Source organism: Rhodococcus sp. GB-02, from assembly GCF_053470465.1.
Genome location: NZ_JBPUKE010000001.1, coordinates 1,529,317 through 1,541,871, shown reverse-complemented (window position 1 = coordinate 1,541,871; position 12,555 = coordinate 1,529,317). Strand labels below are relative to the sequence as shown.

The window sequence follows — 12,555 nt, the reverse complement described above, 5'->3', positions numbered from 1 at the left end:
TAAATACGAAACTCGTATTACTACCCAATAGTGTCGCCGTTAAAACATCAGCCTTTCTTTTACTTCTCCGTCACGGTTCCACGTCCTCGATCTTCGCCTCGACCGCCGGCGTGATGTGGCTCAATACGCAGCGCCAACGACCGTCTCGCCGGGCGAACACGTCGGTGGTCCACTCGTCGGCGTCGTACTGCCTGCCGTCGTAGTGCGCAGTATTGGTGATCCGCGTGGTGAACAGTGCAACGTCACCGAAGAAACGCACGCGAGCGCTCCCGACGCGGTCCATCGCCGAATGCGTCAGGTCACCCGAGGCCACGAAGCCCAGAAACTCCGCTTTGGTCGACACCCCGGATTCCGAGACGATCACCCAGTCGTCTGCCATGAAGTCGCCGATCCGTTCGGCGTCGTTCGAGCACATCGCGACGTTCCACTCGTCTGCGACAGCGATCAACGCCGCACTCTCCTGATCCGACATGTCTTCTCCCTGTCGTCGGGGCGTCACCCCTGGCGGGTGATGCCCCGACGACAGGGTTCCCGCAAGGCGGACGTCGAACCGACATGAACGACGAGAGAGCAGAGATGACCGACACCAGCCGCACCGAGAATGCAGCTCAGGCGTATATCTACGGATTTCCCCTCGTTTTCAATCTCGACCAGGTCCATCGGTACGTTCACGACGGTGTCGGAGCGAACCCCGCCGGACCAGACCACGGTAATCAGATTTCCCACGAACATTGCGTCGATCGTGGGCCGGTGGGCATGCGGTGGCGACGGCGACCTCCCCGCGGTGCACGCCTCGCAGGACGCCACCACCCTGACCGTCGTCGACTCCACCGGGAACTCGGCGGGTCTCCCAGTCCCCGACTCCGGGGTAAGCCAGGACCTCCTGTTCCTCGAGAAATTCCGCATCTGGTCACAGGCCTTTCCGCCGGCCCCACGCGATCGAGAACTCCAGGATTCGTTCTCACCGATCGGAATCACCGAGCACGGGGCTTCTCCCTATGTATCGGTGTCTGCCGACGACGCTGCGGCGCTCGCAGACGGGTTGACCGCCGGAGAGAAGAATCTGCACGAAGCACTCACGCACGGCTCCAGCCCCGAGGCCAACGGTTGGAAGCTGACTTTCCACGCCTTCGACTACAACCTCGACTACTTCGGGGTCGGCACAATCGACGATCCACAATTCAAGATCGCCGATCCCAGGTTACGCATCGTCGAACGCGCCGCGGCCGCCACGGGCGGGCTGTGGGGTAACCACCCTACGAAGCGGCGTACATCATGCCCTACGTCGACGATCAGGGCGAGCAGTTGAACGGAACCCACACCTACACAATCAGACTCGACCCCACTCCGCCGGTGAGCGCCTTCTGGTCGCTGACGATCACGATCAGCCACGAGGAGCCGAAAGATCTCACGGCGAAGGCAAACTGGCTGCCCGCCCCGCGCGGGGATTTCCGACCGGTACTGAGAATGTACGAGCCTTCGCCCGCCGTGCTCGATCAGTCCTACGTCGTCCCCGCCATCACTCGCTCGCGAGAATGACGGCTCGCGTCTGACGGCCTGCCTGGGGGTAGGCCGTCAGACGGACGCAGAATCAGGCGTGTGTGCCGCCGTCGACACGGATCTCCGTGCCCGTGATGAAGGCACCATCGTCGGATGCCAGCATCGCGATAACTCCCGCAACACTTTCCGGCCCGGCCATGGGAGCACCACCGGACTCCAGATCAGTGCTCAGAATTGGCGACAGCTTGCCGAAGAGCGACCAGTCGGTGTCTTCCGGCAGGTACGACGCCGTGGTGTCGGTGATCCCGCTCTTCACACTGCCCGGAGCTACCGCGACGGCACGCAGACCCTGCTTGCCGTATTCGAGAGCCAGTGCGTGAGTGAAGGACTGGATTCCTCCCTTACTTGCGGCATACGCGGCCATGTACGGGTGCGCGAAGGCAGCGGAGGTGGAACTGAAATTCACCACGACTGCGTTGCCGGTGGCAAGGAGAGCCGGCAGTGCCTGACGAGTGACGAGGAAAGAGCCCGTCAAATTCACGGAGAGCACCCGATTCCACAGGTCCAGCGAGGTCTCGTGGGTGTGCCCACCACGCAGTATCCCGGCGGCGTTGACCAGTACGTCCAATCCGCCGAGAGTCGAAATTGCCTGACCCACAACCTCGATGACGGAACTTTCGTCACCGATATCGACGACGAGGGTGTCGAGGCGACCCTCCGTCGAGGCATGTTCTGCCGACTTCCGGGTGTTCGCCAAACCCTTCTCGGAGATGTCGGCAGCAACCACTCGGCCACCTTCGGCGAGCAACCGCAGCGCGGTGGCCTGCCCGATTCCAGATCCTGCGCCGGTGACGAGAATACGACGACCTTCGAAACGATTCATTGCTGTGTACCTTTCACGAAAACGAGTTGGCTGGTAATCCAGGCTCGGTGGCGCCGACACTCACAACTCACCCGCGAGAAACTTCAGGTACGGGAAATGCGCAGCACTGCAACAGGTGCGGCACTGCGAAATCTCAGCGAGGCAATGCCCGCCGAAGTGGCGAATGTCAGACGGATCCGGCCGGTGCGGCCAAGGCTCTTTCGATCCAGACGAGACCAGAGGGGCGGCGGTCGATCGCCTTACACCCCCGTCGGAATGTCGCTACGCCGAATCGGGCCGTGCGCAGTGCACGGCCGGAAGCGAGAGAAGAGCGGCGTATGGACATCACAAGCACGGTAGCAGCGCGAGCACAGGTCGCTCAAACGCATTGTTCGCGGAGCGTGTCCTTTCAGGTAAGCAGATGTCGCTTCCGGACAACTGAACCTACTTAGGCAACACTAACCTGATCGTCACCTCAACAATCCGATCCAGGAGCACAACTGATGACATGTGCACCGGACGTCGGCGGCACTACACCAACCAAGATGCCAACCAAGATGCCAACTGCGGTGCTACGCAGCGCCGACCACAATCGCGGACTCAACGACGTTCTCGCGACCGTCGAGGCAATGGAGCGACCGAGCGACCATCTACTGAGGATCACCGCTCGCTTGAGCGAGCCGACCAACGACCCAATCTGGTCACGCCCGAATGTGGCGGTACGCATGAATCTCGGGCCGGACTTCGACGACGCTTCGCGCGTGTACACGGTGAGTTCCTACGATTCAGCGAGCGGATCGATCGTCATCGACGCGGTCCTGCACGGACAGAAGCGCCAGACCGGGGAGCGTGGGCAGTTCGGTGCAGGCGACCTCGTCATCTGTTGTGACCCAGCCGATTCCGACGACGTCGACAGGCAACTGCTCGATGATCGATTGCAACGCGGGTATTGCGGTGTCGTCCAGAAAAAGAGAGCGAGCTCGCCGATCCCGAGAGCTACGTAGTGTCGGGCGCCGGTGAGCGCAGTGAGATGCGCGCAATCCGGAAGCACTTCGGTCGACCGTCGGGCTCGACAAAAACGACGTCGCAATATTCGGCTACCGGAAGCAGGGCGTCAGCAACACCGAGATCGACCTCCGTCGGCGCGAGAACTACGAGCGCATCCTCGCCGACGGCGGAACCCTGACCGACATCGACGACCTGGCCATCGAGCTCTGATCGCGTACACCGGCCGACCTGACCGGCCGTGCACTGCGGTGATAAGTTCCTCTGTGCCAGCAGACCCCCACACAGGGGGTCAGGGAATCCGGTGTGAATCCGGAACTGACGCGCAGCGGTGAGGGTGACCGCCCGGGCTTACGCCACTGGATGAGAATCTGGGAAGGCGCTCGGGTGGGGCGATCTCGAGTCCGAATACCGGCTGGCAGCAGGGGTCAACAGACGCCTGTTCACACGGTAACGGGCTCCGCGAACGAGCCCCTGCGAGAACGAGATTCCATGCGTCTGTCCAGACTTCGCCTACCCGCCGCTGCCGTTGCAGCCCTGTTGGGCGCATCGTTGGTTGCCTGTTCCTCCGACGACAGTTCTGCCGAACAATCCAGCGCCTCAGTCCAGAACTGTGGCCGCGACGTCACGGTGGAGCGACCGATCGAACGGGCGATCGCGGTAAATCAGCCTGCGGCCGAAATGCTGTTCGCGCTGGGAGTGCAGGACCGGATGGCCGGCTACGCCATGAGCGATGACGACGTCCTCCCCGAACTGCGCGAGGCGCGTGGTCAGGTGAAGGCCTTCGACACCGAGTTCCCTTCATTCGAGAGTGTCCTCGAACGCGAACCGGACATGGTCTACACGACCTTCAACTACACGTTCACCTCGGAAGGCATCGCCGACCGGACCAAGTTCACCGACCTCGGGGTCGCGACGTATCAGTCGCCCAGTGAGTGCACCGGTCAGGATGCCGAGCAGAGCAAGGCCCTCACGCTCGACGACCTCTACTCCGAAATCGGCGACGTGGCAACACTGTTCGATGTCAAAGACAAAGGTTCCGAGCTGACCGAGAGCCTGAAGGATCGCGCGGCCACCGCCACGGCGTCACTGGGAGCCGAAAACGTGACGCTGGCGTGGTGGTACGCCGCCACGAAGACTCCGTACTTCGCCGGATGCTGCGGCGCACCGGGAATCATGACCGATGCGGTGGGTGCGAAAAACGCCTTCGACGACAACAAACAGTACTGGCCCGAAATCGGTTGGGAGAGTGTGCTCGATCGAGACCCGACCGTGCTGGTGCTCGCTGATCTCGACCGCGGCGGAGACGGTGACAGTGCCGCAGACAAGATCGCGTTCCTCGAATCGGACCCGGTCGCCAGCAAGCTCACCGCAGTGAAGAACAAGCGTTACATCATCCTCGAAGGCACGACGATGGATCCCTCGATCCGCAATGTCGGTGGCATCGAACAGCTCTCCGACGGGCTGCGCCAGTTGGGTGTGGTCTAGATGTCCGCGGAGATCAGAGAACTGGTGCGTCAGTGGGACGACCAGCAAGCGGCATACATCGCGGATCGCGAGAAGCGCTTCGACGTGATTCTCGACGTTCTCGAATTGCAGTACGCGCAGACACCCTTCACGGTCGTCGACCTCGCCTGCGGGCCGGGTTCACTGAGCGCCCGGATCCTCGAGAAGTTCGAGCACGCCGGCGTTGTAGGGATCGATTACGACCCGATGCTGCTGGAAGTCACCCGTCAGTCGTCGACTCGTTTCGGTGGCCGACTGCAGCTGATCGACGCAGACCTGGCGGGAGCCGATTGGCCGACTGCAGTGACTGCGCCGGTTCAGGCGATCGTGTCGACGACCGCACTGCACTGGTTGCAACCGCAGCAGCTCGTCGAGGTGTACCGGCAGTGCCGCGAACTGCTGAGCCCAGACGGTGTCCTGCTCAACGGTGATCACTTTCGCTTCGACGGCCGCTCCCCCGTCATAAGGCGATGGGCGAAGGCTCACGACGAGCAGACACAACGCTCCGCTTTTGCGGCCGGTGCTCCCGAGTGGGACAGCTGGTGGGACGGGTTGCGGGCCACTCCCGGCATCGGGGCACTGACCGACGAGCGTGAGCGCAGATTCGCCGGACGTGACGCCGCCGCGCCCACCGCCGTCGACTTCCAGTTGGCGGCGCTCGCGCAGGCAGGTTTTCGGGAGTCGGGAACGGTCTGGCAACTGTTCGACGACTACGTGGTCTACGGCGTGAGATGACGACAAGAGTTCGGCTGCGTGACATCCCGAAATCCGTCACCCTGCTGTGGGTGATCGGTGTTGTCACGCTGGCCGGTTCGGCCGCCGTGGCGATCACGTTGGGGCCGGCCGGTCTGTCGGTCGGCGAGGTGGCCTCGATCGTCGTCGGCCATCTCGGCGGTACCGCGGCGGACGTCACCCCTATCCGCGACGGCATCGTGTGGGATCTCCGTCTGCCGCGTACTCTGCTCGCCGCGCTCTGCGGTGCGGGCCTCGGATTGTGCGGAGCGATCATGCAGTCGCTGCTTCGCAATCCGCTGGCCGATCCGTTTGTCCTCGGTATCTCGTCCGGGGCCTCGACCGGTGCCGTTCTGATCGTGATCCTCGGAGTGGGGTCAGGGGTGGTCGGGTTGTCGAGCGGCGCCTTCATCGGCGCGGTGATCTCCTTCGCTCTGGTGCTGCTGCTCGCCCATGCGGCCGGCGGCACGCCGGATCGGGTGATCCTGGCCGGTGTCGCCGCGACCCAACTGTTCTCCGCGCTCACCTCGTTCATCGTCATCACCTCGGCCGATCCAGAGCAGACCCGCGGTGTGATGTTCTGGCTCCTGGGCTCACTCGGCGGCGCCGATTGGCTCGATGTCGCGCTCTGCGCGGCGGTGGTGGCAGTCGGCCTCGTGGTCTGTCTAACTCACTCCCGTGCACTCGACGCCTTTGCCTTCGGTGAAGACGCGGCGTCGTCGCTGGGAGTGAACGTGTGGCGGGTACGGCTGACCTTGTTGCTGGCAACAGCTTTGATGACCGCGGTGATCGTGAGCGTCGCAGGCGCCATCGGCTTCGTGGGCCTCGTCCTCCCGCACGCGGCGCGGGCTCTCGTCGGTCCGAGTCACCGGCGACTGCTGCCCGCGTCCGCACTGATCGGCTCGATCTTCCTCGTCTGGGTCGACGCTGTGGCACGCACAGCCATTGCGCCGCAAGAACTCCCGGCCGGTGTGGTGACCGCGCTGGTCGGTGTGCCCGCGTTTGCCGTCATCCTCTGGAGACGGAAGGCCAGGCCATGACACTCGAAGCAACCGGTATCAGCTGGCGCGTCGGCGGGGCACTCATCGTCGATGACCTCGATGTCTCCCCCACCACCGGCAGTACGGTGGGACTTCTCGGCCCCAACGGCTCGGGAAAGTCGACGCTGCTGAAACTTCTTGCCGGGCAGAATCGTCCGACAGCCGGCGAAGTGACCCTGGACCAGACTCCGTTGTCCGACTGGAAACGCCGCGACGTCGCGCGCCGGATCGCCACCGTCGACCAGCACAGCAACACCGAGATCGATCTGACTGTTGCCGAGGTCGTCGAACTCGGACGCACACCGCACCGCGGACTGTGGGGCGGGCAATCCGATTCCGATCGCGACGCCGTCCGCGCAGCGATCGAACACACCGGCCTCGCCGGAATGCTGGACCGGTCGTGGCACACCTTGTCCGGAGGGGAGCGACAGCGCGTCCAGATCGCGCGCGCCCTCGCCCAGGAACCCCACGAGCTGCTACTCGACGAACCGACCAATCACCTGGACATCAACCACCAACTCGAACTGCTCGCGCTCGTACGACGCCTGCCCACCACCACGATCATGGCATTGCACGATCTGAATCTGGCCGCCATGTTCTGCGATTCGATAGTGATGCTGAACCGGGGATCCATCGTTGCCCACGGGAGCCCGACCGAGGTCCTCACCGCCGACCTGATAGCCGAGGTCTACCAGGTCGACGCCGAGGTCCGCCTGGATGGTCCCGGGGGCGTACCCACCGTGCGATACCTTCCGCCTTGCCACGTGTAACCGTTCCGAGTGCCAATATGGATACGTGACCCTCGATGATGTCGCCGACGAGTTATACGGCCTCGAACCCGGCGAGTTCGTCGAGGCGCGTACACATCATGTGAGGACTGCCCGTGAGGACAACAACCGCACACTGGCTGCGGAGATCGGAAAACTTCGGAAGCCGACCACCGTGGGCTGGTTGGTCAATCTCATATCGCGCGATCTACCGCAAGATCTGGATGCACTTCTGGCGCTCGGCGAATCGCTACGCGATGCCCAGCGCCATCTGTCTGGCCCGGACCTGCGCCGACTGACGACACAGAGGCAGCAGGTGGTGCGGAGTCTCGCCCACAAATCCGGTGAGATCGCGGCTTCGCGTGGAAAGAGTGTGGGTGAGGATGCGTTACGTGATGTCGCGCAGACCCTCAATGCCGCCCTGGCCGACAAGGAGACTGCCGCGCAGGTCCGACTGGGACGAGTTGTGACCGCTGCGAGTTACAGCGGTTTCGGACCCGCCGGGCTCGCAGTGGTGAAAGAGAAATCACCGCAGCAGGCCCCGGTTGAAGAGCCGCAGACTCCGAAGTCGAAAACTCCGGACCTGAAGGCCGAACGTGCCAGGGCAAATACAGAATTACAGGAAGCCACGGCGCAGGCCGACGAGATCCGCCGCCGGGTGAAGGCAGAGACCGCCGAACACGAGGAGGCCAGAACGACGCTTTCCGACGTCGAACGTCGCGTTGAAGAACTGCGCGCCGAACTCGAGCACGCCGAGCAGCAACGGCAATTCGCTCGGAACGCCGAGAAGGCTGGTAACGCTGCGGTTCGAGAATCCGAGAAGGCACTTCGTGCTGCTGAGCGGCGGATCGAGGAAGCAGAGCGCACCGTCGACGACTTGGAATGAGAATGGCGCTCGGAGCGTCGAAATCGGTGGGCGGGCCTCAGCGTTCGGACTCGCCAACGGAATTGCAGACTGATCAGCCCGCGGCAGCTTCGAGCTCACTCAAGGATTCCTCGAGGTGACCAAGGAGCCGCTGCAGGTGAGGGACGTTACGGCGGCAGCCGACGAGACCGAACTGCATGGTGTCCGCGTAGCCGATGACGGTGATGTTCATTGCCTGCCCGTCCAACGGAATCGAAGCCGGATAGCAACTCTCGAGCTTCGCGCCATTCCAGTATCGCGTCGTCGTCGGGCCGGGGACGTTGGAAATCACCAGATTGAAGACTGGACGCCCGGTGATCAGTCGGGAGGAACCAGGGATCAGCGGCAACCCTAGGCCCGCGACGTTCAATGCACTGAGCGCCGTGATCTGAAGGGGCGTCAGGCCTGACATCAGGGACTTGGCGCTACTCATCGAGTCGTGAATTCTCTGAAGTCGGGCCGCCGGATCCGCCAATTCGGTTGCCAGATCACACAACACCGCACCTACGGCATTGCCGGAAGCCTCACCCACTTCGCCTTTACGAAGAGATACCGGCACCATCGCGATCAACGGTTTGTCCGGCAACTCGTCCAGTTCGATCAGGTATTGCCGCAGCGCGCCCGCGCACATTGCCAACACCGCATCGTTGAGCGTCACGTCTGCAACGCAGCTGACCTTGCGCAGGCGCTCGATCGGCCACGACTGCGCCGCTACACGCCTCGCTCCGGTGATCGGGACGTTGAAGATCGATTTCGGGGCAGCAAACGGCAACGGTGCGACGTGGTCCTTCACTGCCGAGGCAGCGGCGTTCACTATCGCAGGGCCTACCCCGACCACATCTTGCACGGTGTCGATCACGGAGCCCACACGTCTCTGCAGGTCCAGCCCGCGACTGGCTCGGAGCCGCCTCGAAGAAGGTCGCTGCGCCCACGGCGGCATCGACTCTCGATCGAGCGGATCCGACGAGAGACTGCGATACCACGCCTGAACAGCAGACACACCGTCCATGAGCGCATGGTGCGTCTTCATGTACACGGCAACTCGGCCGTCCGCGAGGCCTTCGATCACATACGCCTCCCATAGCGGCCGATGCCGATCGAGCAGCGTGCCGTGCAGCATCGAGGTCAGCTCCAGCAGCTCACGAACTCGACCGGGCCTGGGCAGCGCAAGCAACCGGACGTGATATTCGAGATCGACGTCCTCGTCCTCCGTCCAACGCACCGGCGCGAAGTTCGACAGGAACTGCACCGGCTTGCGGCGAAAGAGGGGGCGGATCGACTCGACGTCGGTGAGCGAACGGTAGAGCGATCTAGCGAATTCGCCGTCGTCCCCTTCCGGTGGAACGAACAGTGACAGGCCGCCGACATGCATGGGGTGCTCCCGTGACTCCATCAGCAGGAACATCGAGTCGAGCGGCAGCATCAGCGCCATGGCGATCCGTTCTCTCGGGCGGGTGTCCGGAGCACCGGTTAACCGCTGTTCGACAAAGTTACTCGCCTTGACTGCCCACATTGTTGACTCCGACAAAACATAGCCCGGCTCGATTTTGGCGGGAGGCCGATGTCCCCCTCGACGACCGCCATCTTGGCTGAAGTACTTCACGGCGATTCGGGATCGAATGATGAGACACAGGGCATTGCAACGAATTTCAATGCTCACGGCCACAAGTAGTAGCGGAGCCGATCGCAGTAATACTTTTGTCGGAATTGTTTCAAATTGTCTGTACATCCGAGTCACACGTGACTACCGTCACTCATCATCACAATCCCGACTGGTCGGTTGCACCCAAAGGAGAAATACATGTCCCGACGTTCGACGTCGCGTGGGCCTTTCAACGCGCTCGCCACCGCAACTGTGCTCGCCACCGTCACTGCGGTGGGTGCCCTATCGGCAGGTATTGCAGGCGCCGCCCCAACTGTGGAGACTCCCTTCGGCGGCTGGGATTCATGTCCCATCGACAATCCCGAGACCAGTACCTGCATGGATGTCACAGTCACCGGCGGAAACATGAAGATCGGCAAGCTCTCCGTCAGCATTCCCACCGGGGCGATGCGCATCGCCGGCGGAGTTGCCTACCGGGAGAATCCGGAGGCTGAATTCGGATTCGACCAAGTATTCATCCCGCCGAACGACAACAGCCGGGGGATCTACGCCAAGCCCATCGAGATCCCCGGCGGCGCACTCGGAATCGACCTACCGTTCAACAATCTCTTCGGACTGAACAAGGCCTCGGCCACCGTCGAGTCGACGTCTGCACTCCCCACCGTGGATGCATTTCAGCTTGGTGTGAAGTTACCCGTCAAACTGAAGATCGCGAACCCTCTCCTCGGCGGCAAATGCTACCTAGGCTCGGACAGCAGCCCCGTGCAGCTCAACTTGGACGTGACGGAATACGGTGTCCTCGAAGAAGTTCCAGGTTTTCCGGACACCGCTGTCGTTCGAAATACCGGACACACCGGACAGCCCTTCGCGGTCCCGACAGCATCCGGATGTGGTCCGTTCGGCGTTCTGAATCCCATCGTGAACTGGCGTGCCGGTCTTCCCTCGTCCACCACGTCCAACTCCCTGACCACAACGAGTGACGTCTACAACATCGGTGCCGACAGCCTCAGGCCCCAGCCGGCCGGATCGCCCGAGCCCGCCGCCGTCATCGCCGAACGTAGCGCCAACTAGCAATTCAACTCACTACCAGCCGGAACCGTCAGCGCCGAAAGATTTCTCACCCCGAACGGAGATCACTTGTCCATGCGCACAATACGATTCAGAGCCGCGCTCGCCGTCGTCGCAGCAGGAGTCCTCACTCTCGGGGCGGTGTCAACCGCGACGGCGGCCCCGCTGCCCAACGCCCCGTTCGGGGGTTGGGGCAAGTGCCCGATAGCCAATCCGGAGACAAGCACCTGCGTCGACGTTGTCGTCAAAGGCGGCGAAATGAACATCAACGGGCTCAAAGTACCGATTCCTTCCGGCTCGTTGAATATCGCCGGCGGTGTCGCCTATCGAGAGAACCCCGACGCAGAATTCGGGTTCGACCAGATCTTCATACCCCCAACTGACGGCACCAAAGGCGTCTATTCCACCCCCATCGAGGTGCCGGGCGGAATCTTCGGACTCGGTCTTCCGTTCCCCGGCGGCCTGACCACTATCAAGGCGACCGTCGAGCCGGTCGCGTTGCCAACAGTCGACGCATTCCAACTCGGCGTCACACTTCCGGCAAGATTGAAGATCTCCAACCCTCTGCTCGGCGGAAACTGCTATCTGGGTTCTGCGAGCAACCCAATCCTGTTCAAACTCGGAGTGTCCGAAAATGGTGTCCTGGAGGAAGTTCCAGGATTTCCGGATACCGCCGCCGTCAGAAACGTGACGCACGCCGACCAGAGCTTCGCGGTACCAGGCGCATCTGGATGCGGACTGTTCGGCGCATTGAATTGGGCCGTCAATCTTCGCGCGAACGTTCCGTCTTCGAGTGGTCACAACTCTTTGACCACCACAAGCGATGTGTTCAACATCGGCGCCGACAGCCTGCGGACGCAGTAGAGCAAGCACCGGCGACTCGAGAAGTATCACCGACAAAAAGGAGATATCGATGTCCCATACAGTTCGCCGCACCATCTTCGTCACAGCTGCCGCCGCAGCCGCGATTGCAGTCGCAGCCGGCACCGCTTTGGCTTCGACCGTCGTCACTCCAGCGGGTCAAGCCGTGACTGCTTCGAGCAGCAATCTCAGTATCAAGACAGGAACGATCACACTCACCTGCTCCAGCACCACGGGCTCCGGAACCATCCCAGTCGCGCCGGGTAACTCCAACACCGGCACCGGCGGGGTCAACGTCAACATCGGCACCCCCAGCCTGACCGGATGCAAAGCCAACGGTCTACCCGCTGTGGTCACAACCTCCGGGACGTGGCAATTGAACGTCTCCGGGGACGCCATGCCCGGCGGCTCTGCCCAGGGATCGCTCATCATCCCCGCTAACGGTGCAGTCGTCACACTGCCCGGATCGACATGCACGGTCACCGTCGTAGGCTCCGGAGCTGGAGGCACGGGAGTCAGCACCATCGGACCGCTGCCCTTCGACATCCCCAACCAGCGCGTCGTGGCAAGCAACACCGGCACCGTGAACTACACACGCACCGGCACCGGGCCCGTCTGCCCCGCCGCAGCCACTGGCACGGCAACGATGTCGGGCACACTTCAGTTCGCGTCGGCCTCGCCGATCAACGTGACACCGTGACGATCGA

At 62.6% G+C, this 12,555-nt stretch carries 14 protein-coding genes and 1 riboswitch; of the genes, 10 read left to right on the top strand and 4 right to left on the bottom strand.

The window, feature by feature from the left end; genetic code table 11:
- Positions 1–70: 70 nt before the first annotated feature.
- On the bottom strand, positions 71–472 hold the full coding sequence (locus ACSW29_RS07315) for a nuclear transport factor 2 family protein (RefSeq protein ID WP_317829497.1): 402 nt from the start codon (positions 470–472) through the stop codon (positions 71–73).
- A gap of 204 nt (positions 473–676) precedes the next feature.
- On the opposite strand from ACSW29_RS07315, the gene ACSW29_RS07310 reads away from it, so the two are divergent.
- Positions 677–1,309 carry a DUF1254 domain-containing protein gene (locus ACSW29_RS07310; protein ID WP_448276946.1) on the top strand — a complete coding sequence of 211 codons (633 nt, stop codon included), beginning with the start codon at positions 677–679 and terminating at the stop codon, positions 1,307–1,309.
- The gene (locus tag ACSW29_RS07305; protein ID WP_448276945.1) at positions 1,276–1,539 is read left to right on the top strand and encodes a DUF1214 domain-containing protein; all 264 of its coding nucleotides are present in this window, start codon (positions 1,276–1,278) and stop codon (positions 1,537–1,539) included. Before ACSW29_RS07310 ends, ACSW29_RS07305 begins: the two co-directional genes overlap by 34 nt.
- A gap of 52 nt (positions 1,540–1,591) precedes the next feature.
- Here the strand turns inward: ACSW29_RS07305 and ACSW29_RS07300 are convergent, their stop codons facing one another.
- Both ACSW29_RS07300 and ACSW29_RS07295 read right to left on the bottom strand, forming a co-directional pair.
- Positions 1,592–2,383, bottom strand: coding sequence for an SDR family NAD(P)-dependent oxidoreductase (locus ACSW29_RS07300; protein ID WP_448276944.1), 792 nt, complete (start codon positions 2,381–2,383; stop codon positions 1,592–1,594).
- 764 nt (positions 2,384–3,147) lie between these two features.
- Positions 3,148–3,282, bottom strand: coding sequence for a hypothetical protein (locus tag ACSW29_RS07295; protein ID WP_448277416.1), 135 nt, complete (start codon positions 3,280–3,282; stop codon positions 3,148–3,150).
- Between the two features lie 338 nt (positions 3,283–3,620).
- Positions 3,621–3,801, top strand: a riboswitch (cobalamin riboswitch).
- 58 nt (positions 3,802–3,859) lie between these two features.
- Here ACSW29_RS07295 and ACSW29_RS07290 point away from each other — a divergent pair.
- The 5 genes from ACSW29_RS07290 to ACSW29_RS07270 are packed head-to-tail and all read left to right on the top strand — an operon-like array spanning position 3,860 to position 8,298.
- Positions 3,860–4,855 carry an ABC transporter substrate-binding protein gene (locus ACSW29_RS07290; RefSeq protein WP_317829501.1) on the top strand — a complete coding sequence of 332 codons (996 nt, stop codon included), beginning with the start codon at positions 3,860–3,862 and terminating at the stop codon, positions 4,853–4,855.
- A complete protein-coding gene (locus ACSW29_RS07285; protein ID WP_317829502.1) occupies positions 4,856–5,608 on the top strand; it encodes a class I SAM-dependent methyltransferase in 753 nt (250 codons plus the stop codon).
- Entirely contained in the window at positions 5,605–6,645 is a 1,041-nt protein-coding gene (locus ACSW29_RS07280; RefSeq protein WP_448276943.1) for a FecCD family ABC transporter permease, read from the top strand. The genes ACSW29_RS07285 and ACSW29_RS07280 overlap by 4 nt, the downstream gene beginning before the upstream one ends.
- On the top strand, positions 6,642–7,415 hold the full coding sequence (locus ACSW29_RS07275) for an ABC transporter ATP-binding protein (RefSeq protein WP_317829504.1): 774 nt from the start codon (positions 6,642–6,644) through the stop codon (positions 7,413–7,415). Before ACSW29_RS07280 ends, ACSW29_RS07275 begins: the two co-directional genes overlap by 4 nt.
- A 25-nt stretch (positions 7,416–7,440) precedes the next feature.
- Positions 7,441–8,298 (top strand): hypothetical protein, encoded by an 858-nt coding sequence (locus ACSW29_RS07270; protein ID WP_448276942.1) that lies wholly within the window; start codon positions 7,441–7,443, stop codon positions 8,296–8,298.
- Between the two features lie 73 nt (positions 8,299–8,371).
- On the opposite strand, the gene ACSW29_RS07265 is transcribed toward ACSW29_RS07270, so the two are convergent.
- On the bottom strand, positions 8,372–9,748 hold the full coding sequence (locus tag ACSW29_RS07265) for a WS/DGAT/MGAT family O-acyltransferase (RefSeq protein ID WP_448277415.1): 1,377 nt from the start codon (positions 9,746–9,748) through the stop codon (positions 8,372–8,374).
- Positions 9,749–10,117: 369 nt separating this feature from the next.
- On the opposite strand from ACSW29_RS07265, the gene ACSW29_RS07260 reads away from it, so the two are divergent.
- The 3 genes from ACSW29_RS07260 to ACSW29_RS07250 all read left to right on the top strand — a co-directional run bounded on the left by ACSW29_RS07260 (position 10,118) and on the right by ACSW29_RS07250 (position 12,548).
- Positions 10,118–10,990 (top strand): hypothetical protein, encoded by an 873-nt coding sequence (locus ACSW29_RS07260; protein WP_317829506.1) that lies wholly within the window; start codon positions 10,118–10,120, stop codon positions 10,988–10,990.
- Between the two features lie 72 nt (positions 10,991–11,062).
- A complete protein-coding gene (locus tag ACSW29_RS07255) occupies positions 11,063–11,851 on the top strand; it encodes a hypothetical protein (RefSeq protein WP_230815073.1) in 789 nt (262 codons plus the stop codon).
- Between the two features lie 49 nt (positions 11,852–11,900).
- Entirely contained in the window at positions 11,901–12,548 is a 648-nt protein-coding gene (locus tag ACSW29_RS07250) for a hypothetical protein (protein WP_448276941.1), read from the top strand.
- Positions 12,549–12,555: the final 7 nt, after the last annotated feature.

Coding starts and splice junctions, on each gene's coding strand:
- ACSW29_RS07285 (WP_317829502.1), top strand. CDS start 4,856: ATGTCCGCGGAGATCAGAGAACTGGTGCGTCAGTGGGACGACCAGCAA.
- ACSW29_RS07260 (WP_317829506.1), top strand. CDS start 10,118: ATGTCCCGACGTTCGACGTCGCGTGGGCCTTTCAACGCGCTCGCCACC.
- ACSW29_RS07250 (WP_448276941.1), top strand. CDS start 11,901: ATGTCCCATACAGTTCGCCGCACCATCTTCGTCACAGCTGCCGCCGCA.
- ACSW29_RS07305 (WP_448276945.1), top strand. CDS start 1,276: ATGCCCTACGTCGACGATCAGGGCGAGCAGTTGAACGGAACCCACACC.
- ACSW29_RS07275 (WP_317829504.1), top strand. CDS start 6,642: ATGACACTCGAAGCAACCGGTATCAGCTGGCGCGTCGGCGGGGCACTC.
- ACSW29_RS07280 (WP_448276943.1), top strand. CDS start 5,605: ATGACGACAAGAGTTCGGCTGCGTGACATCCCGAAATCCGTCACCCTG.
- ACSW29_RS07265 (WP_448277415.1), bottom strand. CDS start 9,748: ATGGCGCTGATGCTGCCGCTCGACTCGATGTTCCTGCTGATGGAGTCA.
- ACSW29_RS07255 (WP_230815073.1), top strand. CDS start 11,063: ATGCGCACAATACGATTCAGAGCCGCGCTCGCCGTCGTCGCAGCAGGA.
- ACSW29_RS07290 (WP_317829501.1), top strand. CDS start 3,860: ATGCGTCTGTCCAGACTTCGCCTACCCGCCGCTGCCGTTGCAGCCCTG.
- ACSW29_RS07300 (WP_448276944.1), bottom strand. CDS start 2,383: ATGAATCGTTTCGAAGGTCGTCGTATTCTCGTCACCGGCGCAGGATCT.
- ACSW29_RS07315 (WP_317829497.1), bottom strand. CDS start 472: ATGTCGGATCAGGAGAGTGCGGCGTTGATCGCTGTCGCAGACGAGTGG.